General features: G+C 27.1%; 18 protein-coding genes. 13 read left to right on the top strand and 5 right to left on the bottom strand.

Annotated features, from left to right (window positions below):
- The first annotated feature begins 238 nt into the window (after nucleotides 1-238).
- From NJU99_RS11540 to folE, 7 genes are all read left to right on the top strand, one after another.
- On the top strand, nucleotides 239-1,747 hold the full coding sequence (locus NJU99_RS11540) for a YifB family Mg chelatase-like AAA ATPase (protein WP_254576058.1): 1,509 nt from the start codon (nucleotides 239-241) through the stop codon (nucleotides 1,745-1,747).
- 85 nt (nucleotides 1,748-1,832) lie between these two features.
- Nucleotides 1,833-2,717, top strand: a complete 885-nt coding sequence (era, locus tag NJU99_RS11535; protein ID WP_254576057.1) for a GTPase Era — start codon at nucleotides 1,833-1,835, stop codon at nucleotides 2,715-2,717.
- A gap of 74 nt (nucleotides 2,718-2,791) precedes the next feature.
- On the top strand, nucleotides 2,792-3,667 hold the full coding sequence (locus NJU99_RS11530) for a hypothetical protein (RefSeq protein WP_254576056.1): 876 nt from the start codon (nucleotides 2,792-2,794) through the stop codon (nucleotides 3,665-3,667).
- Nucleotides 3,642-4,292 carry a hypothetical protein gene (locus NJU99_RS11525; protein ID WP_254576055.1) on the top strand — a complete coding sequence of 217 codons (651 nt, stop codon included), beginning with the start codon at nucleotides 3,642-3,644 and terminating at the stop codon, nucleotides 4,290-4,292. The genes NJU99_RS11530 and NJU99_RS11525 overlap by 26 nt, the downstream gene beginning before the upstream one ends.
- A complete protein-coding gene (locus tag NJU99_RS11520) occupies nucleotides 4,273-5,640 on the top strand; it encodes a GspE/PulE family protein (RefSeq protein ID WP_254576054.1) in 1,368 nt (455 codons plus the stop codon). The genes NJU99_RS11525 and NJU99_RS11520 overlap by 20 nt, the downstream gene beginning before the upstream one ends.
- Nucleotides 5,640-6,833: a type II secretion system F family protein gene (locus tag NJU99_RS11515; RefSeq protein ID WP_254576053.1), complete on the top strand. Its 1,194-nt coding sequence runs from the start codon at nucleotides 5,640-5,642 to the stop codon at nucleotides 6,831-6,833. Before NJU99_RS11520 ends, NJU99_RS11515 begins: the two co-directional genes overlap by 1 nt.
- Nucleotides 6,834-6,845: 12 nt before the next feature.
- Nucleotides 6,846-7,418: a GTP cyclohydrolase I FolE gene (gene folE / locus NJU99_RS11510; protein WP_254576052.1), complete on the top strand. Its 573-nt coding sequence runs from the start codon at nucleotides 6,846-6,848 to the stop codon at nucleotides 7,416-7,418.
- 23 nt (nucleotides 7,419-7,441) lie between these two features.
- Here folE and mgtE read toward each other — a convergent pair whose 3' ends face one another.
- Both mgtE and NJU99_RS11500 read right to left on the bottom strand, forming a co-directional pair.
- Nucleotides 7,442-8,797, bottom strand: coding sequence for a magnesium transporter (gene mgtE / locus NJU99_RS11505; RefSeq protein WP_254576051.1), 1,356 nt, complete (start codon nucleotides 8,795-8,797; stop codon nucleotides 7,442-7,444).
- A 22-nt stretch (nucleotides 8,798-8,819) separates the two neighbouring features.
- Nucleotides 8,820-10,001 carry a peptidoglycan DD-metalloendopeptidase family protein gene (locus NJU99_RS11500; RefSeq protein ID WP_254576050.1) on the bottom strand — a complete coding sequence of 394 codons (1,182 nt, stop codon included), beginning with the start codon at nucleotides 9,999-10,001 and terminating at the stop codon, nucleotides 8,820-8,822.
- An 81-nt stretch (nucleotides 10,002-10,082) separates the two neighbouring features.
- Between NJU99_RS11500 and NJU99_RS11495 the strand changes: the two genes are divergently transcribed.
- From NJU99_RS11495 to NJU99_RS11480, 4 genes are all read left to right on the top strand, one after another.
- Nucleotides 10,083-11,048 (top strand): L,D-transpeptidase family protein, encoded by a 966-nt coding sequence (locus tag NJU99_RS11495; protein WP_254576049.1) that lies wholly within the window; start codon nucleotides 10,083-10,085, stop codon nucleotides 11,046-11,048.
- A 65-nt stretch (nucleotides 11,049-11,113) separates the two neighbouring features.
- Complete coding sequence (gene purL, locus NJU99_RS11490; RefSeq protein ID WP_254576048.1) at nucleotides 11,114-13,327, top strand: phosphoribosylformylglycinamidine synthase subunit PurL; 2,214 nt, start codon at nucleotides 11,114-11,116, stop codon at nucleotides 13,325-13,327.
- A gap of 84 nt (nucleotides 13,328-13,411) precedes the next feature.
- On the top strand, nucleotides 13,412-14,944 hold the full coding sequence (gene purH, locus NJU99_RS11485) for a bifunctional phosphoribosylaminoimidazolecarboxamide formyltransferase/IMP cyclohydrolase (protein ID WP_254576047.1): 1,533 nt from the start codon (nucleotides 13,412-13,414) through the stop codon (nucleotides 14,942-14,944).
- Nucleotides 14,945-15,096: 152 nt separating this feature from the next.
- Nucleotides 15,097-15,918 carry an alpha/beta fold hydrolase gene (locus NJU99_RS11480; protein WP_254576046.1) on the top strand — a complete coding sequence of 274 codons (822 nt, stop codon included), beginning with the start codon at nucleotides 15,097-15,099 and terminating at the stop codon, nucleotides 15,916-15,918.
- Nucleotides 15,919-15,933: 15 nt separating this feature from the next.
- Here NJU99_RS11480 and NJU99_RS11475 read toward each other — a convergent pair whose 3' ends face one another.
- The gene (locus NJU99_RS11475) at nucleotides 15,934-17,151 is read right to left on the bottom strand and encodes a glycosyltransferase family 4 protein (protein ID WP_254576045.1); all 1,218 of its coding nucleotides are present in this window, start codon (nucleotides 17,149-17,151) and stop codon (nucleotides 15,934-15,936) included.
- A gap of 141 nt (nucleotides 17,152-17,292) precedes the next feature.
- On the opposite strand from NJU99_RS11475, the gene NJU99_RS11470 reads away from it, so the two are divergent.
- Entirely contained in the window at nucleotides 17,293-17,964 is a 672-nt protein-coding gene (locus tag NJU99_RS11470) for a DUF2161 family putative PD-(D/E)XK-type phosphodiesterase (RefSeq protein WP_254576044.1), read from the top strand.
- Here NJU99_RS11470 and NJU99_RS11465 read toward each other — a convergent pair.
- Together NJU99_RS11465 and NJU99_RS11460 are read right to left on the bottom strand one after the other, a co-directional pair.
- Nucleotides 17,961-18,173, bottom strand: a complete 213-nt coding sequence (locus tag NJU99_RS11465) for a hypothetical protein (RefSeq protein WP_254576043.1) — start codon at nucleotides 18,171-18,173, stop codon at nucleotides 17,961-17,963. The two genes, NJU99_RS11470 and NJU99_RS11465, sit on opposite strands and share 4 nt — an antisense overlap.
- 99 nt (nucleotides 18,174-18,272) lie before the next feature.
- Entirely contained in the window at nucleotides 18,273-19,160 is an 888-nt protein-coding gene (locus tag NJU99_RS11460) for a LysR family transcriptional regulator (RefSeq protein ID WP_254576042.1), read from the bottom strand.
- Nucleotides 19,161-19,261: 101 nt separating this feature from the next.
- Between NJU99_RS11460 and NJU99_RS11455 the strand changes: the two genes are divergently transcribed.
- Nucleotides 19,262-20,266: a YeiH family protein gene (locus tag NJU99_RS11455; RefSeq protein WP_254576041.1), complete on the top strand. Its 1,005-nt coding sequence runs from the start codon at nucleotides 19,262-19,264 to the stop codon at nucleotides 20,264-20,266.
- The last annotated feature ends 8 nt before the right edge of the window (nucleotides 20,267-20,274 follow it).

The following is a 20,274-nucleotide window of genomic DNA, read 5'->3' as shown; positions in this document are numbered from 1 at the left end:
TAAATCATGTGTTTTTAATATGAAAAAAATGTATATTAATTACTATGAAAATTTGTTATATTATATTATTAGTTATATTAAAAGTTTATCAATAATACAAAATAAATATTGTCTAATAGCTTTATAAAATATTTTTAGCAAAAAATGCTATCTCTTTGCTATATTATTATTGATTAAAGTGTTATATTTATTAGAGTTTTGTTATAATATATTTAGTTATTAAAAAAAGAGTTAAAATATGAAAATAATAAAATCTGCATCCTTAGAAACAATAGAAGCTCATTCTGTAATAGTAGAAGCCACTTTTACAAAAGGACTTCCATCTTTTACAATAGTTGGATTAATTTCTACAAGTATTCAAGAATCAAAGGATAGAGTGAAGTCTGCACTTTTAACTAATGACTTCAAATTTCCTCCTTTAAAAATCACTGTAAATTTAGCTCCAAGTGAGATTAAGAAAAAAGGTTCTCACTTTGATTTAGCAATTGCTCTACAAATATGCTTTTATGATAATAAAAGCTCTTTATTTGATGATTTTTATATTTTTGGTGAGCTAGGTTTAGATGGAAAAATAAAAGATACAAACTCTATTTTTCCTATAGTTTTATCTTTATCTAAACAGAAAAATATAAAGAAGGTTTTAGTTTGTGATCAAACAGCAGTGAAGATATCAAAAATTCCTGGACTAGAAATACATGTTGTAAATACTTTAAGTGAAGCAATAGAGTTTTTTTCTTCAAAAGAGAACAAAAACTTTTTTAAAAATAGTTCTTTGGATTATAAATTTTTAAAGCACAAAGAAGAAAAGTATTATTATAAGCAAGAGTATGACTTAGATTTTTTAGATGTTATAGGTCAAGATATGGCTAAATATGCTGCACTTATTAGTGCAGCTGGTAATCATAATCTTTTAATGGAAGGCAGCCCTGGTTGTGGGAAATCTATGATAGCCAAAAGAATAAAATATATAATGCCACCTATGAATTTAGAAGAGATTCTAGAAAAGGCAAAATTAATGGCATTAGATTTTAAAGATGTTGATTTTTCACCTACTAGAAGTTTTAGAAGCCCCCATAATAGTAGTACTAAATCATCAATTTTTGGTGGTGGTAGTCAAAATGCAAAAATTGGAGAAATTGCTTTAAGTAATAATGGTATATTGTTCTTTGATGAACTTCCTCATTTTTCAAAATCAATCTTAGAAGCTTTAAGAGAGCCCTTAGAAGATAATAAGATTCTAATATCAAGGGTAAATACAAAGGTTGAATATGAAACAAAATTTACATTTATATCTGCAATGAATCCCTGTCCTTGTGGAAATCTTTTGTCAAGTATAAAAGAGTGTAGGTGTAGTGATCTTGAAATACAAAGATATAAAAACAGATTATCAGAACCTTTCTTAGATAGAATTGATATGTTTGTAACAATGAATGATAATCTAAGTGATAATAAGAATATAGTAAGTTCAAAAGAATTACATGAAAATGTAATTGAAGTATTTTACAAACAAATAAAAAGAGGTCAAAAAAATCTAAATGGTAAGTTAAATGATAAAGATATAAAAAAATATTGTATTTTAGATACTGAATCTCAAGAGATTCTAGATAAAGCAATTATAAATTATCAGCTTTCGTATAGAAGTATCAATAAAGTCTTAAAAGTAGCTAGAACTATTGCAGATTTAAATGATAATGAGAAAATAGAAAAGTCTGATTTACTTAAGAGTTTAAACTTTAGAAAAAGATAGTTTCTTTATGTTTACCACTTTGTAAACACTTTGATGCTAAAATACATTTAAATAAAATGGGCAAATAAGCCTAAGGAGAATATTAATGACAAGATGTGGTTATGTATCTGTAGTTGGAAGACCCAACGCTGGTAAAAGTTCACTTTTAAATTGGCTAGTTGGTGAAAAAATTGCAATGGTATCACATAAAGCAAATGCAACAAGAAGAAGATCAAATATTATTGTAATGCATGAAGATAATCAAATTATATTTGTAGATACTCCAGGTATTCATGAAACTGAAAAACTTTTAAATCAGTTTATGTTAGATGAAGCCTTAAAAGCTATGGGTGATTGTGATTTGATTTTATTTTTAGCTCCTGTTACAGATAAGCTTACACATTATGAAAACTTTTTAGAAAAAAATAAAAAAAATGTAAAGCATGTACTTCTTTTAACTAAAATTGATAATGTATCAAATACAGAGGTTTTAGAAAAAATGAAAGAGTATGAAAAATACTCGGATAGATATGAGTCTGTTATTCCTGTATCTATTAAAAAACAAACAACTCATAGTGATATTTTAGATGATGTAGTTACATACCTTCCAGAACATCCATATCTTTTTGACCCAGAGATTATGACAACTGAACATTTAAGAGATATTTTTAAAGAGTTTATTAGAGAATCAATTTTTGAGAATATTTCAGATGAAATTCCTTATGAAACAGATGTTTTAATTGAAAAGGTTGAAGAAAAAGAGAACTTAGATGTTATAAAAGCTACTATTATTGTACAAAAAGGTACTCAAAAGGGTATGATTATTGGAAAAGGTGCAACTGCTATTAAAAGAATAGGAAAAGATGCTAGACTTAAAATAGAAAAATTAACTGGAAGAAAATGTTATTTAGAACTTTTTGTTTCAATTAAAAAAGGTTGGACTAAAAATAAAAAAGGACTAAAAGAATTAGGTTATGATGTAGATAACTAAAAAAATTATAATTTAAGTTAAATTAAAACCTTTTACTGTCATAATAACTTACTATATTATAAAAGTGAGTTATTATGAATAGTATTGCATTAAAAAATGACTTCAAAACTCTAGAAATAGAATCTACTGAAAAAATAAAAAGAAAAAAACTAAAAGATTTTATTCTTACATCCTTATATATAAATGAACAAGACTCTTATGATAATAAAGCTATTTATGTAAACTATCTATTTCTATCAAATAAATATCAAATATTTATAGCTCACCCAAATACTAAATATTTTATTTTTGAATTATTCTTTAATCTTTGTAATAAGTCTAAATGTTCATTAGTAATAAATGAATCATTTTTTTGTATTTATGTAAATGGAAAATTTTACTACTATAAGGACTTAGACTATAAACTTAGTGATGAAAAATTAATTGAGTTCGCTTTTTCAAATTTAAGTATTAATATTGATGAAGTTATTCATTTGTCAGATGATAAATTAGATGAACTGCTTATATCATTTAAAGAAAATAAATTTGAATCTACATTAGTTGATATAAATAAAACTAAAGAGTATGGCTTAATATTTTTTATCTTATATTTGAGTTTATTAACACTTATTTCTATTGCATACTTAAACTATACAGAAATGCAAAATAAAAAAATAGCGCAACTGCAAAAAGAAAAATATTTACAAAACTTGGAAAAGACCAAGACTGAAATGAACTTTATATCTTTTCATGATAAGTTTATTGCATTTTATAAAAACATAAATAAATATAATTTAAAACTTGAAAACTTCAAGTATACAAATAGTAAATTTGAGTTTTTAATCTCTTCTAATAATAAAACTAAGATTTTTGAATTTTTAGATATTTACAAAAATAAAATCACTTCAAGTAGTATTCACTTTGATAATAAAAGGTATGTTTTTCATGGAAGCTTTAAATCAATTAAATAATAAGTTTAAAAACTTAAGCTTTAAGACAAGAATACAATTATATTTATTACCTGTTTTAGTAGTATTTCTTTTTTTTATAACATATAAAGGCAATGAAAAAATAGATTATAAACTTTTGAAAATAAAAACAATGAATTACAAGTTTTCATCAATAGATTTGATATCAAAGATACAAAACTATGCAAATCAAAAAAGTATAGATATCTCAAATATTGATATAAAAAATAGAGTTATTAATATAGCTTTAAATGCAAAACCTAAAGAAGTAAAAGAATTTCTTTTTTTCTTAGAAAATATAGATAGTAATTCAAATATTACCTTTTTTGAAACATCAAAACTTAATAAAACTAAAATAGATAATATAAGTTCAAAAGTAAAAATAGATTTTAAAAAATCTTACATAAAAAACCTCAAAAAAAGCTCTTCTTTGATTCCTTCAAAAAATACTAAACCTAAGCTAAAAGCAATAATTTATAATTATGCATTCTTAGATGATAAGTGGAGAGTAAAGGGTGAAAAATTTTCATCTTATAAGATAATAAAAATAGATAAAAATAGTGTTATTTTAGAAAAAGGTGCTAAGAAATTAGAGTTAAAGGTTTATGATGAAAACAGTTTTAAATGAAAAAATTAACTATGATTTAATTACTAGTTATGATGTGTCTTATTTAAGAGAATATACTATTTTACCTTTCTTTGATGATGGTTTAACTTTATATTTATATGTAAGTGAAGATTCAAATTTAAATACCTGTCAAGAATTTTTCAATAATAAAAACTTAAAATTTTTATCTTGTGAAAAAGAAGAAATACTATTTTTATTAAGTGATATTAGCACAAAGCTTAGGCTTTTTTCATTAGCTGGAAAAAGTAAGGAGTTTGATAGTCTAAACAGTTCTTTTATGCAAGATTTCTTAGAAAAACTTTTAAGCTATTCTATTGAAAAAAATAGTAGTGATATACATATTGAAAGTTGTAATAACTTAACTCTTTTTAGATTTAGAATTGATGGAAATTTAAAGACTTTTTTAGTTTTAGAAAAGAATTTTATAAAGCTTGTATCTTCATATTTAAAGCTAATTTCCAATCTAGATATTACTCAAAATAGACTTCCTTTAGATAGTAGATTTTCTTTTCTTATTGATGCTAAGAAATTTGATTTTAGATTATCTACTATGCCTACTTTAGAAGCTGAATCAATTGTAATTAGAGTATTAGATAGTAAAAATATCAATATAGATATAAATAAAATAGGCTTTTCTTCTCATATTTTACTTGATATTCAAAATGCCTTGAAATTAACGCAAGGTTTGATTTTAGTTACAGGTCCTACAGGTAGTGGTAAAACAACTACTTTATATTCAATGTTAAATATATTAAATTCAAATGAAAAAAAGATTATAACTATAGAAGACCCAATTGAGTATAAGCTTGAAAATATCACACAAGTTCAAGTTAATAATAAAATAGGCTTGAATTTTGATTTAGTATTAAGAAATATCTTAAGACAAGATCCTGATATTATTTTCATAGGTGAGATAAGAGATGAATTGTCTTTGCAGATTGCATTACAGGCTTCTTTGACAGGGCATTTAGTACTTGCAAGTATTCATGCAAATAATAGTAGTGAAACAATTACGAGGTTGTATGATTTAAAAGCTGACCCATTTTTGATATCAACTACTCTAAAGCTTGTTTTATCTCAAAGATTGGTTTTGTCTTATTGTAAGTATTGCCAGGCAAAAGGTTGTAGTAAATGTAACTTTACAAAATATAAAGGAAGAACAATTATATCAGAGGCTTTAAAAATAGATGAAAGTTTATCTTCAATGATTTTTAAAAAACAAAGTATTAATACTTTCAATGAATACTTAAGAAAAATAAAACATAGAAGTTTATACGACGATGGAAAACTAAAAGTTAAAGAGAACATTACTTCAATGGAAGAATTACTCAAAGTGATTGGTTTATAATGAAAAAGTATAAAATAACTTATCAAGATGAGAATAGGGTAAAAACAAAAATTATTGAAAGTTCAAATTTAAAAGAAGAAAAGTTACCTAGTAAAATACTTACAATAAAACCTTTAAGTGAAAAAAAAGATTTTAATATTTTTAAGTCTAAAATAAAAATTGATAAAAAACTTTTGATTTCAATATTCTATGAACTAAACATTATGCTACAAGCAAATTTGATGTTAAATGATGCTTTGTCTATATTATCTCAAAATTATAAAGAAGAAAAATTAAATAAATTTATAGATGATTTGAAAAAAGCACTTTTAGTTTTAGATAGTATTGATAATATTTTTAAAGATTATCGTTTAGATATTTATATTGTTTCCTTTTTAAAATTATGTCAAAAAAACGGAAATGTAAAAGTAAATATAAATGCCATGTCTATACTTTTGAAAGAAGAAATGAAAATAAAAAAGGAGTTTTCAAAAGCTATTCGGTATCCTTTTATACTTTTGATTTCTTTATTTTTATCAATAAATATTATTTTTTATTTTGTTGTTCCGAAATTTAAAATCATATTTATAAATAACTATGATTCTTTACCTTTAGCAACTAAAATTTTATTTAATATCCATACTATTTATATGTCTTATTTTATTTACTTGATTTTGATATTTATATGTATGGTTTTTTCAATAATATATATTTATTTTAAAAATAAAGAGTTTGAATATTTAGTGTCAAAAGTGATTTTTAAAGATGTATTTTTTTTAAGAGATTTATACTCTTCAATGGAGTTATATCGTATGTTTTTAGTAATAAATATAATGCTTGAATCAAACTATGAATTTATAAAAGCTTTAAATTCCTCAAAAACTTTAATAAGAAATAAATACCTTTTAGATAAAATATCGCTCATTGAAAATCTATTAAAAAATGGTAAGAGTATCAATCTATCATTTAAAAGAGCAAATATATTTGATTCACTAGTATTAAACTTGATTAATACAGCCGAAGCTTCAAATAGTTTAACTTTAATATCTAAAGAAATAAAAGATATTTACAAAAATAGATTTGATGAAAAAATGAAAAAGTTTATATCATATATAGAACCTATATTCTTAATAATCATAGTAAGTTTAGTCTTATGGATAATATTAGCAATTTTTATACCAATATGGGATATGGGAAGTATGATGAAGAACTAAAGGAATATTATTATGGTTACAAAAGAAGAATTTGAAGAATCAATAAAAAAAGTATTAGAGTATGTAGGAGAAGACTCTTCAAGAGAAGGTTTAATAGATACACCAAGTAGAGTTAGAAAAGCATATGAATTTATGTGTGGTGGTTATAATCAAGATCCAAAAGAGATTCTTCAAAAAGCATTATTTACATCAACAAATGATGAAATGGTAGTGGTAAAAGATATAGAATTTTACTCTCAGTGTGAACATCATATGCTTCCTATTATTGGAAAAGCTCATGTAGCTTATATCCCAGATGGAAAAGTTGTTGGACTTTCAAAAATTCCAAGAGTTGTAGATGTATTTGCTAGAAGATTACAAATTCAAGAGCAGTTAACAGAGCAAATCTGTGATGCTTTAAATGATCATTTAAAACCAAAAGGTGTTGCTGTTATTATTGATGCAAGACATATGTGTATGGAAATGAGAGGGGTTCAAAAAATCAACTCTACTACTGTAACATCTGCTCTAAGAGGATTATTTAAAACAAATAAAACAACTAAAGATGAGTTTTTATCAATAGTTAAAAACTCTTTTCATAAATAAGATTACTATAAAAGGGGAACCTTTTATAGTAGTATCACTTTTGCAAGCATTAAGAAACTAAAGAATCCTACAATATCAGTTACTGTTGTAAGTAAAACTGTACTTCCAATAGCTGGGTCTATATCAAATCTTTTTAATACAAGTGGTATAGCTGCACCAAAAAAACCAGCACTAAATAGATTTATTACCATTGACATAGCAATTACTAATCCAAGAAGTTTTGTATCAAACCAAAGCCATGCGATTATTCCCATAATTACTGCAAATAAAAAACCATTTATTAAAGATATGACCACTTCTTTTTTTACAGCATCTTTTGCATTTTCAAGTTCAATATCACCTAGGGCTAACTGTCTAACCATTACGGCTAATGTTTGAGTACCAGCATTTCCACCCATTGATGCTACTATTGGCATTAAAATAGCAAGTGCAACATAAGCTTGAATTGTTTCATCAAAAATCCCAATTACTAGTGAGGCTAAAATAGCAGTTCCTAGGTTTAAAAATAACCAAAGTGCTCTTTTTTTAGCTGTTGTTGATAGTTTATCTTCATGTTCAAAATCATCATTTACCCCAGCTAATTGGTACATTTGTTCTGTTGCATTCTCTTCAATTACATCTAAAATATCATCTGATGTAATTCTACCCATTAAGATACCTTGATAACTAGTAACAGCAACAACTGATAAGTCATATTGTTCAAATTGTTTTGCTACATTATCAATATCTTCATGATCATCAACTTTAAAGGGTTTAAACTTATTTTCATCTGTTCTTAAAATCTCATCATATGTTTTATTAAAATCAAAGATAATTAAATCTTCTAAAAGTATTGATGCTATCAAGATTCTATTTTCATCTATTACAAAAACTTGATGGATATTTTCTAATTCATCAGATTCTTTAGCTTCTTTTAACCTTTTTACTGAATCCCCGATTGTTTCATCAAGACTCGCAGAAAAAAGCTCCGTTTGCATGTATGCACCAGCTTCATCTTCTTCGTATTTTTTAAGCCAATCGATATCTTTTTGATCTTCTTCTTCAAGTCCATCATAAATCTCTTTTGCTTTTTCTTCATCTATTTCTTCAAGCTCTAAGATTAAGTCTGTTTGGTCATCTGATTCAAGTTCTTCAACTGCATCTGTAAGTTTTTTAATAGAAAGTTCTTCATACGCTAATTCTCTTAAATTATCTGGAAGTTCAAGTAAAACTTCACCTAATAATTCGTCTGGTACTTTTTTTAGAACAAAAAAGAAATCATCTATACTATCTTTTTCTATTTTTCTTAAAGAGTTTGCAATATCTGTGGGGTGCAAGGAGTCAAAGTTTTCTATTAACTTTTGTGGTTGTGTTATTATAACTTCTTCATGTTGAGGCATGATGACTCCTATTTTAGTTTATTTAAATTTTTAGGTCACTTTTATATGATACTCTATCTAATCTTGTTGCTTCTATTGTATCTTTATTTTCAATTCTTGCATTAATTTCATCAATTTTTAGTTTTGCATTAGCAATAAATGTTTGTTTTGATTTTCCTTTTAATCCTTTAGTATCAGGTTTTCTGATAACTTTCAAAGGATTAACAGCTCTTCCATTTTTATATAGTCCAAGGTGTAGATGTGGTCCAGAACTAAGTCCTGTACTTCCAACATAACCAATATGTTGACCTTTTTTTACATTTTTTCCTCTTCTCATACTTTTGTTAAATCTATTTTGGTGAGCATAAAGAGTTTTATATCCATTTCTATGGTTAATTATAATTGTCTTACCATATCCACCACGTCTTCCTACAAACTCAATTCTTCCATCACCTGCTGCATAGATTTTTCTTCCTGTTGGTGCTGCGAAATCTGTTCCTAAGTGAGCTCTATATCTTTTAAGAACTGGATGCCATCTTTTTTTTGTAAAATGACTTGAAATTCTTTTATATGTAAGAGGAATTCTAAAGAAGTAAGTTTTTGTAAAACCAACACCTTTTTCATTGTAGTATTTTTCATCTTTTTCATTTTTAAATCTATAGTGTTTTTTCCCTGCTACTTCTACCATAGCAGATTTTATATCAGGTAGACCATGAGCTCTTCCTAATAATACTTTTTGAGAATATTTAACAGCTACATTGTCACCTTTTTGCATACCTCTAAAGTTAACATCATTAAATAGTGCTTTTATTTGTGCTGAAACTGCTGCGTTTCCAGTTGCTTTTTGTAAATCATATGATACAGAGTTTGTAATAGGAACAATAATAGTTTCTGTAAACTCAGTATAATTTATTGGTAAAGTTTGAAATTTATATGTATCATCTATATCTTTATAAATATGAAGTTGTATCTCTTCTGATACTGGAATTAAAACTTGATTTAATGTTCCATTTTCATTTTCATATAAATAATATCTATTTTCAGCTCTTATTTCTGAACACAACTCTTTATCTTCTTTTTCTAAATCAAAATAGAGTTTTTGCGGAATTGAATACTTTTCTAGGAAAGTTAGGAATGTTTCACCTTTAGGCCAAGGCAACTCTTTTACTTCTGCACCAAATACAAAATTTATAAGAAATAAGAAACTAATAATGATTTTTTTCACGGATATATTCACTTTTATTTAAAAATTAGGGGTATCATTATACAATTGCGCAACTTAAAAATTTATATTACGGAGTTATTTTTGTTTAGATTATTATTTTTAATTTCTTTTTTATTTACTACAAATATTTTTGCGAATAAATTAATTGATTTATACCGATTAGAAGGTATTACTGCTGTGGAGTTAGAACTTGAAAAACAACTTTCCAAAAAAGATTATTGGCAAGAAACATTAAAAAATTATGATACAAAATTTGGTTATTTAGAAAGTAAAAAATATATTTTACATTCAAATAAAAAAGAAAAAAAGTTATTTTTATATGAGAATAAAAATATGAAACTTTCAAAACTTTTTGAAGATGATGTTATTATAGGTGAGATTGAGGGAGATAAATATCTTGAAGGTGATAAAAAAACTCCCATTGGTGTGTATGATTTAACTAAAAAAAGAAGTAATCTAGATCAGTTTTATGGGCCTTTTGCTCTTGTAACTTCTTATCCAAATAATTTTGATAAAAGTCAAAATAAAAAAGGTCATGGTATTTGGATACATGGAATGCCCTTAAATGGTGATAGAGAAGAATATACAAGAGGTTGTATTGCACTAAATAATGAAAACCTTCTTGATTTAGAAAGTAAAATAGATTTAGAAGATGCAGTTTTGATTACAAGTGAAGAAGATTTTATTGAAGCTTCAAAAGATGAACTTGCAACTATTTTATCTTCAATTAATAAGTGGAAATTAACTTGGAAGTATTCACAGATAAATGACTATTTATCTTTTTATTCAAATGAATTTAAAAGATATAATGGAATGCAAATAGAAGAGTTTTCAAAATACAAAAAAAGGGTTTTCTCAAAAGATGAAGATAAAATTATTAGATTTTCTAATATAAATATTTATGTTTATCCAAACTCTTTAAATAAAAGACTATTTAAAGTTTTTATGAATCAATATTATAAAAGTGACACTTTGAAGTTTATAGGTAATAAAGAACTAATCATTGAGTTAGTTGATGGGAAAATGAAAATTTTATTTGAAGACTAAAACATAGTTTAACTCTTTTTTGGATATAATCACGCTTACTTAATAACCATATTTTAAGGCGAAAAATGCAAAATAAAGAGATGAACCTAGAAGAGATGGCACTTGCTCACTCTTTGACACTTGAAGAATTAGAGAATATAAAAGAAATCTTAGGAAGAGAACCAAATCATGTTGAAATTGGTATCTTTTCTGCGATGTGGTCTGAACATTGTTCATACAAATCTAGTACAAAATACTTAAGAGGATTCCCAACTAAAGCTCCATGGGTTATCCAAGGTCCAGGGGAAAATGCTGGTGTTATTGACATCGGTGATGGATATGCTGCTGTATTTAAAATGGAATCACACAATCACCCATCATTTATTGAACCATACCAAGGTGCTGCTACTGGTGTTGGTGGAATTATGAGAGATGTATTTACAATGGGTGCTAGACCTGTTGCATCTATGAACTTAATTCAATTTGCTGGAATTGAAGGTGATAGTGAAACTGCTAAAAAACACAGATACCTTTTAAGAGGTGTTGTTGCTGGTATTGGTGGATACGGTAACTGTATGGGAGTTCCAACTATTGGTGGACAAACTAACTTCGAAGAGTGTTATGCAGGAAACAATCTTGTAAATGCATTTAACTTAGGTATCGCAAAAGCTGATGAAATCTTCTATGGTAAAGCAGAAGGTATTGGAAATCCAGTTATGTATGTTGGTTCTAAAACTGGTAGAGATGGACTTGGTGGTGCAGTTATGTCATCAGCTTCATTTACAGAAGATAATGAATCTAAAAGACCAACTGTTCAAGTTGGTGATCCATTTACTGAAAAACTATTACTAGAAGCTTGTTTAGAGTTATTTAAAGAAGATTTAATTATCGGTATTCAAGATATGGGTGCTGCTGGTCTTACTTCATCTTCATTTGAAATGGCAGGAAGATCTGACTCAGGTATGATTATGCACTTAGATAAAATTCCTGCAAGAGAAGAAGGAATGACTCCTTATGACTTCATGCTTTCAGAATCACAAGAAAGAATGCTTATTTGTGCTAAAAAAGGTAGTGAGCAAGCAATTATCGACATTTTTGAAAAATGGGAATTAGATGTTGCTGTTGTAGGTGAAGTAACTGATACTGGAAATATGGAATTATTCTGGCATGGTGAAAAATGTGCAGAAGTTCCTGTTCAACCAGTATCTGAACAATCTCCTGTATTAGATAGACCTGTACAAAAGCCTGCATACCTAGATGGTATTGAAGATATTGCTTTAGATAAAGAGTTATCAAACCAAGAAGTATTTGAAGAGTTGTTCTCAGATATGGAAGTTGTTGATAAATCATGGGTTTATAACCAATATGATTCAATGGTTCAAACAAACACTGTTAAAGGTCCAGGTCAAAATGACGGTTCTGTAATTAGAGTAAAAGAAAATGGAAAAGCCTTAGCTATGTCTGCTGATTGTAATACTAGACAGTGTTACATCAATCCTGAACTAGGTGCTGCTGCAGCTGTTATGGAATCAGGAAGAAATGTAGCTATGAGTGGTGCTACTCCAAAAGCTATTACTGATTGTCTTAACTTTGGAAACCCACAAAACCCAGAGGTTATGTGGCAATTTGCTCAAGCTTGTGAAGGTATTAAAAAAGCTTGTGCTGAACTTAATACACCTGTAATTGGTGGAAATGTATCATTATATAACGAAACAAATGGTGTTGGTGTATTCCCAACTCCTGCAATTGCAATGGTTGGTGTAAATGATGATGCAAATAAAGTAGTTCCATCTTCTTTCCAAAAAGAAGGAAATATAGTTTATTTACTAGGTGAAACTAAAGCTGAATTTGGTGGATCTTTATATATGAAAAAAATGTATGGGCAAGTAGCTGGTGCTCACCCTGAAGTTGATTTCAAAAAAGAACTTTCTTTATGGAATACTGTAATTGAAGCTAACAAAGATGGTTTAGTAAAAGCTGCTAAAGATGTTAATGTTGGTGGTATTGCTATTGCTTTAGCTAAAATGGCTGTAGTTGGTAAAAAAGGACTTGAAGCAAATATCTCTTTAAATGATTCAAAAGATATTTTTGCTGAGTCTTTATCAAGAGCTATAGTAGAAGTTTCTCCTGAAAATGCAGCTGCATTTGAAGCTGTAGCATCTGCACAAGGTATTGAGTGTAATAAAATTGGTACTGTTGGTACTGATAAGTTCTCAATCAATGACATTTCTAAAGAGTTAGATGATATGTCTGATGTTTATTTCAATAAGTTTAAGCAAGTAATCGAGCAAGACTTATAGTCAAACAAGCCTAAAGCCAGACTCTATTTAGAGTCTGGCTTTTTTATTTTATTAATATTTACAAGTTAACAAGGAAAAATTTAAATGAGAGCATTAATATCTGTAAGTGATAAAAGTGGTGTTGAAAACTTTGCAAAAGAGCTAGTATCTTTAGGTTATGAGATTATTTCAACAGGTGGTACTTATAATAAATTAAAAGAAGCTGGAATTGCAGTAATTGAAGCAAATGAAGTTACTAAATTTCCAGAGTGTTTTGAAGGTAGAGTTAAAACTTTAAATCCATATATTCATGGTGGTATCTTACATAGAAGAGATAAACAATCACACTTAGATCAAGCAAAAGAATTAGGTGTTGAAGGTATTGATTTAGTATGTGTTAATTTATATCCATTTAAAGCTACTATTGAAAAAACTGATGATTTTGAAGAAATTATTGAGAATATTGATATTGGTGGACCTGCTATGGTTAGAAGTGCAGCTAAAAACCATGATTCTGTAATTATTGTAACTGATGTTGTTGATTATGATTTAGTACTTAACAACTTAAAAAATGACACAAATACTGCTGAGTTCAGAAGAAATATGATGATTAAAGCATATGAGCATACAGCTGCTTATGATTCTATGATTGCTAATTATATGAATAAAAGATTTAACAATGGTATGGGTGATAAACAATTTATCACGGGTGTTAAAGTATTTGATACTAGATATGGAGAAAACCCTCATCAAAAAGGTGCATTATATGAGTTTGATAATCACTTATCAAATAAATTTATCACTTTAAAAGGTGAAGCATCATTTAATAATATGGGTGATATTTCAGGAGCTGCAAAAATTGCATCTGCTTTTGGTGATGAAAACGCTGTATGTATTGTAAAACATGGAAACCCATGTGGATTTGCTATTAAAGATACATTATTAGAGTCTTATGAGAGTGCTTTAAGATGTGACCCAATCTCTGCATTTGGTGGAGTAGTTGCTGTAAATGGTATTGTAGATTTACCCTTAGCTGTTAAAATGAATGAAATCTTTTTAGAAGTAGTATTTGCTGCTGATTTCACTCCTGAAGCAGAAGAAGAGTTAAACAAAAAGAAAAGAATTAAACTATTTAAACAAGGTACTACTAAGTTAGAAATGGCAAATGATGATATTAACTTCAAAATTGTTGATGGTGGTTTTGTATTCCAAGATGCTGATAAAGTTGAAGATGATGAAGTTGCAAACTCTGAATTAAAATCAACTAGAGAAGCATCTGCACAAGAGAAAAAAGATATGGAGATTGCTTATAAAGTAGCTTCATTAACTAAATCAAACTGTGTGGTATATGTAAAAGATTCTGCTATGGTTGCTGTTGGTATGGGTATGACTTCAAGAGTTGATGCTGCAAAAGCTGCTTTAAGAAAAGCAGAAGATTTAGGTATTGATGTAACTGGTGCTGCTTTAGCATCTGAAGCATTCTTCCCATTTAGAGACTCAATTGACGCTGCACAAGAAGCTGGTGTTAAGTGTGTAATAGAACCAGGTGGAAGTATTAGAGATGAAGAAATTATAGAAGCTGCTAATGAATTTGGTATGGCACTTTATTTTTCAAATAAAAGACACTTCTTACATTAATTAGTTTTAGAAAAACTGAATTTAATTCAGTTTTTCTTACTCTTTTACATTCTTCATTAATTCATTAAAATATTTTCATTTCATTATGTAATATTTCTACTTTTTATCAGAAAAATAAAGTACAATACCTTAAATATTAAAAAAGAGAGATAATGAAAAACTGGAAACTTCCTTATTCTTATAGTTATGATAATAAAGAGATAAAATATGCTATAAAAGGTAAAGGTGAAGCTTTGATATTAGTTCATGGAACACCTTGGTCATCTTTTAATTTAAGACACTTAATAAATAAACTATCTTCCTCCTTCAAGGTTTACTATTTTGATTTACTAGGTTATGGACAATCTAATAAAAAAGATGCTGATGTATCACTAGCTGTACAAAACAAAGTTTTAAAAGAGTTAATTAGTCACTGGGGTTTAGAAAATCCATATATTATTGGTCATGATTTTGGTGGAACTACAGTTTTAAGAAGTCATATTCTTGATAAAATAAATTATAAAAAAATTGTTCTTATTGACCCTGTTGCAATTTCACCTTGGGGTTCACCATTTTTTAAACATGTGGAAAAACATGAAGAAGCTTTTGCCCAAGTTCCAGATTATATTCACAAAGCTATAGTTGAGGCTTACATTAAAACAGCTGCTTATCAAGAGTTAAATAAAGAAACAATTGAAGGAATATTAACTCCTTGGACTGCTGAGGATGGGAAAGCTGCTTTTTATAGACAAATTGCACAAGCTAGTTCAAAATATACAGATGAATTTCAAGATAAGTTTGATGAGATTAAAAGTGAAGTACTTATCTTATGGGGAAAAAAGGATGAGTGGATTCCCGTAGAACAAGCCTACAAGCTTCATTCTCATATTAAAAACTCAAAATTAGTCACTATTGAAGATACTGGTCATTTAGTTATTGAAGAAAATCCAGATTCTTTATATAAAGAGATAAGGAAATTTTTAATTGACAATTAGAGTAAAGAAGGTTTATTAAAATCTCTTCTCTAATCTGTTAAATAATCCTAGCCAAGTTTTATCTTCAAGTAGTTTGATTACTTCATCTATTTTATACTCTTTGTCATTTAATATTTCATTACTTACTTCATCTAGTTTAGAAGTTATATCTTTTTCAAAACATTCAATTTCATTTTGATATGGAGTATCTACAGTTTCAAGTTTTGGCATACTGATATATCTTATTGCATCTAGTTCTTTTATCTTATCTCCTAAGAAGTCATCAAGACCTGGTAAATCTGTGGCAATTACTTTTGCACCAGATGCTAAAGCTTCAATTACAACTAATGGAAGACCTTCATAAAAAGATGGAAGTATAAAAATATCACTATGTCTCAGTTGGTTTTCTAATTCATTTTGAGGTAAAGCACCTAAGTATTTTATATCTGCTTTTTTTGTTTTAATACTCTCAATTATATTTTTACTCTCATCTCCACTTCCTTTTCCTATAAGGTTTAGTTCTAAGTGTTCACAATTTGTAGTATTTTCAATTGCATTTATCAGATGTGGAAGGCCCTTTGCATTGGCTATTTTTCCAACATAAGTAATTTTTACTTTTTTGTTTTTTTCTCTTTTTATAGGAAAGAACATCTGAGGATTATATCCGCTACCACTTGTAATAACTTGCTCATCTTCTACATCATATAAGTTTTTAATACTTTGTGCTTGTACAGAATTTAAAGCAAAAAGATAATCACATTTAGGAATTTTTTCTTTTACAATAGGCAATAGATGTTTTGAAAGTTCCATTTGCCTCAAATCCGTTCCATGACATAAAACTAATGTTTTAAGATTTGGGTATAAATCTTTGATAAATGTAGATAAAAGCCAAATATGATTTGAAATAACAACATCAGGTTTGAACTCTTCAACTGCTTTTTTGATTACTTTTTTGAACTCTTTTTCATACATATTATACATAGTTTCATCTATATCACTATACTTTGTACTTTTATAAGGCATTATATCACTCATTCCAACAACAGGAAAAGGAAGTTCTGCTGTTTCAAATAGTATAGGATAGAAGTTTTTTATATCAAGATTATCTATATCAGGTTCTTTCTCTTCTAGTGGAACTCCTGCTAATACAGCTTGTTCATAACCTTTTTCTAAGCCTGCTTTAAATAACTGTTGTAAAAATACACCACTTCCTGTTCTGCCTGGTCTTTGTGCTAATGCATGTAAAATTCTCATAATCTACCTTGAGTTTTAATTATAAGATATTATCAAAGTATTTCTTTTGCACACATTTATATAATAAAAATAAGCTATTTTCAATACAATAAAAACTAATAAAAGGTAAACTAAATAAAAAATTTTGAAAAGTAATAATATATGAAAGAATCTGATTTATATCTACCTCTAAAACAATATTTAGAAGGACAAAACTATAAAGTTAAAGGGGAAGTTTGTGACTGTGATGTTTTAGCAATAAGAGAAGATGAAGAACCTCTTATTGTTGAGTTAAAACTCTCTTTAAATCTCGATGTTTTACTTCAAAGTGTAGATAGACTTAGCTTATCATCTGTAGTTTATATAGGTATTCCCAAGGACTCAAAAGCTTTTAAAAAGAAGAGAAAACTAACTGTTAAACTTCTAAAAATTTTAGGGTTTGGACTTATTTTAATAGATGTAACTAAAAATAGTGTTGAAGTAGTATTAGACCCAACTGAGTATAAACCAAGAAAAATAAAACAAAAAAAAGAAAAACTTTTAGCAGAATTTCAAAGTAGAATAGGGGATCCAAATCTTGGTGGAATGGCAAGTAAAAAAGGAGTACTTACTTCTTATAGGCAAAAAGCTTTAAAAGTAGCTATATATTTACAAGAACATGGAGATAGTAAAGCCTCAGCTATAGCTAAAGATTTGGATGAACCTAAAGCTAGGGATATTATGTACAATAATTTTTATGCTTGGTTTGATAGAGTTGGAAAGGGTATTTATTCCTTAAACTCTAAAGGCAAGGAAGAAATTAGCCTTTGGTTAGAAAAAAAGTCTAGTTTTTAGATATTTAATAAACTTTGAATATTTAAAACTAATCCTTTACTTCTAAACCTTGGAAGTAAATTAGCTAAAGACTTTTCTCCATGTTCTAATACATGTTCTAAGATAAGTTCTCTTTTTGTATCAGAGTTTAAAATAAGCTCTTCTACTTTTATTGCATTATTAGATTTTACAGCTTGTAAAAGTTGTGTTGAGACTGGAATAAATGTCATGAATATCCTTTTTTATTATGTTGGTGGAATCATGACAAATTATTACTAAATATATCTTCTTTTTTATGTAATCAAATTGTAACTGTAATTACTTTGTAATCATTCATAAAAGTTTTTATAAAAACAATCTCGTATGTATGAAGTGAATTCTAAAAAGAGTTTACTTTTATATTTGTCTCTATGGTAAATCATGAAAAGCTCCCTTTTAAAATCAATGTTTTTAACCTTTATCTTAAATAGTTTTTTATCTTCTACTTCTTTTTGTACTGCAAGTTTTGAAATACAAGTAATGCTATTTTTATCATGAAGTAATATGGCTTTGATTTCATCAAAATTTGATATTTCCATTGCTATATTTATATTTCCAGGATCTGGAATTTTATTTAAAAATATTTCTCTAGTTGCAGAGCCTTTTTCTCTTAATATCCAATTCATTTTATATAATTCATCTATAAAATAACTCTCATTAGTATAAAGCTCATTTGCACTTACAATAATAAGTTCATCATCACTAAGTTTTTCTTTTATTATATGTGGGTCATTAAACTCATTTTCTATAAAACCTATATCAATTGAAGAATCAACAATAGATTGAATAATCTGTTTTGTATTATTTGAGTGTTTTGTGATTTGTACATTGTGTTTTGATATAAAATCATATACATATAATGATAAATCAATACAGTTGAAGGTTTTACTTGAAGCTATTTTTAAATTGCCTTTTAATTTATCATTACTAAATATCTCAGTACTATACAAAAGTTCTAAGTATGGACTGTAAGAGTATTCTTTAAAAAGTCTACCCCTTTCATTTAAAATTAGTCTTTTTCCAACTCTATCAAAAAGCTTTTCTTCAAGTTTTTTTTCCAAAGAGTTAAGACTTGATGAAATTGCTGCTTGGGTCATATTTATTTGCTTTGCAAGATTTGATATATGAGAATCTTCACAAAGTTTAAAAAATATATCTAGTTCTTTAATTGTAATCAAAATATATCCTATAAATTTTTTTTATTATTATAGCAAAATTAATTAATTTTACAAATAAAAATTAATCCTTTATAATGGAGTCAAGATTAAAAGGAAAAATCATGCAAAACTTTAAAGATTTTAAGTTTTATAAAGGCATAGCTTATATTTTAGTGTTTACAGTTTTCAGTTTTTATATTTCAAAAATAGCATTTATTGAAAACCTAGGATTCTCAATTTTAATAATAGCAATACTTCTAGGTATATTTTTGTCAAATGTTTTAGATAGATTTAATTTTATAGAAAACAAAAGTAGTCTAAGCTTTTGTACAAAACAACTTTTACGTCTTGCAATAGTCTTGTATGGTTTTAGATTAACAGTAAGTGACCTACAAGATATAGGAATGCAAGGAATTATTTATAGCTTTATTATTGTATGTACTACTTTTATTTTTGGATATATAATAGGCGTTAAATTTCTTAAAATAGATAAGCAAATAGCTATTTTAATTAGTGCTGGAAGTTCTATATGTGGAGCAGCAGCTGTTTTAGCAACTGAATCTGTACTAAAAAACAAAGCTTATAAAACTAGTCTTGCAATATCAACAGTTGTTCTTTTTGGAACACTAGCAATGTTTATATATCCTTATTTTTATAATCTTGGATTATTAAGTTTAAATGAGAAAAAAATGGCTTTATACATAGGAGGAACATTGCATGAGGTAGCTCATGTAGTCGGAGCTGCTAATAGCTTAGATAATGAACTAATATCAGATAATGCAGTTGTTGTAAAAATGATAAGAGTAATGTTTTTAGCTCCTTTTTTGATTTTTGTAGCTTTAAATTTTGTTCCAAAAAATACACAAAAAACAAAACTTGCTATTCCTTGGTTTGCAGTTTTATTTATAATAGTGATTTTATTTAACTCTTTTAATATTCTTGAAGCAAAGACAATTGATTTGATTAATGAAATTGATTTATTTTTATTAGCTATGGCAATGTTTGCACTGGGATATAATACGAAAATTAAAGAGATTATTAGTGTTGGCTTAAAGCCTTTATTATTAGGTTTTATTTTATTTATGTTGCTTATTTTTGTAGGATATGCTTTAGTTGTTTTATTATAAATTCATAG

The sequence above is a fragment of the Arcobacter roscoffensis genome (assembly GCF_024267655.1).
Lineage (GTDB): Bacteria > Campylobacterota > Campylobacteria > Campylobacterales > Arcobacteraceae > Arcobacter_B > Arcobacter_B roscoffensis.
This window is presented reverse-complemented; position numbering and strand designations above follow the sequence as displayed.

Excerpts from the sequence above, each read along its gene's own strand:
- NJU99_RS11540 (WP_254576058.1), top strand. The coding sequence starts at position 239 with ATGAAAATAATAAAATCTGCATCCTTAGAAACAATAGAAGCTCATTCT.
- era (WP_254576057.1), top strand. The coding sequence starts at position 1,833 with ATGACAAGATGTGGTTATGTATCTGTAGTTGGAAGACCCAACGCTGGT.
- NJU99_RS11530 (WP_254576056.1), top strand. The coding sequence starts at position 2,792 with ATGAATAGTATTGCATTAAAAAATGACTTCAAAACTCTAGAAATAGAA.
- NJU99_RS11525 (WP_254576055.1), top strand. The coding sequence starts at position 3,642 with ATGGAAGCTTTAAATCAATTAAATAATAAGTTTAAAAACTTAAGCTTT.
- NJU99_RS11520 (WP_254576054.1), top strand. The coding sequence starts at position 4,273 with ATGAAAACAGTTTTAAATGAAAAAATTAACTATGATTTAATTACTAGT.
- NJU99_RS11515 (WP_254576053.1), top strand. The coding sequence starts at position 5,640 with ATGAAAAAGTATAAAATAACTTATCAAGATGAGAATAGGGTAAAAACA.
- folE (WP_254576052.1), top strand. The coding sequence starts at position 6,846 with ATGGTTACAAAAGAAGAATTTGAAGAATCAATAAAAAAAGTATTAGAG.
- mgtE (WP_254576051.1), bottom strand. The coding sequence starts at position 8,797 with ATGCCTCAACATGAAGAAGTTATAATAACACAACCACAAAAGTTAATA.
- purL (WP_254576048.1), top strand. The coding sequence starts at position 11,114 with ATGCAAAATAAAGAGATGAACCTAGAAGAGATGGCACTTGCTCACTCT.
- purH (WP_254576047.1), top strand. The coding sequence starts at position 13,412 with ATGAGAGCATTAATATCTGTAAGTGATAAAAGTGGTGTTGAAAACTTT.
- NJU99_RS11480 (WP_254576046.1), top strand. The coding sequence starts at position 15,097 with ATGAAAAACTGGAAACTTCCTTATTCTTATAGTTATGATAATAAAGAG.
- NJU99_RS11475 (WP_254576045.1), bottom strand. The coding sequence starts at position 17,151 with ATGAGAATTTTACATGCATTAGCACAAAGACCAGGCAGAACAGGAAGT.
- NJU99_RS11470 (WP_254576044.1), top strand. The coding sequence starts at position 17,293 with ATGAAAGAATCTGATTTATATCTACCTCTAAAACAATATTTAGAAGGA.
- NJU99_RS11465 (WP_254576043.1), bottom strand. The coding sequence starts at position 18,173 with ATGACATTTATTCCAGTCTCAACACAACTTTTACAAGCTGTAAAATCT.
- NJU99_RS11455 (WP_254576041.1), top strand. The coding sequence starts at position 19,262 with ATGCAAAACTTTAAAGATTTTAAGTTTTATAAAGGCATAGCTTATATT.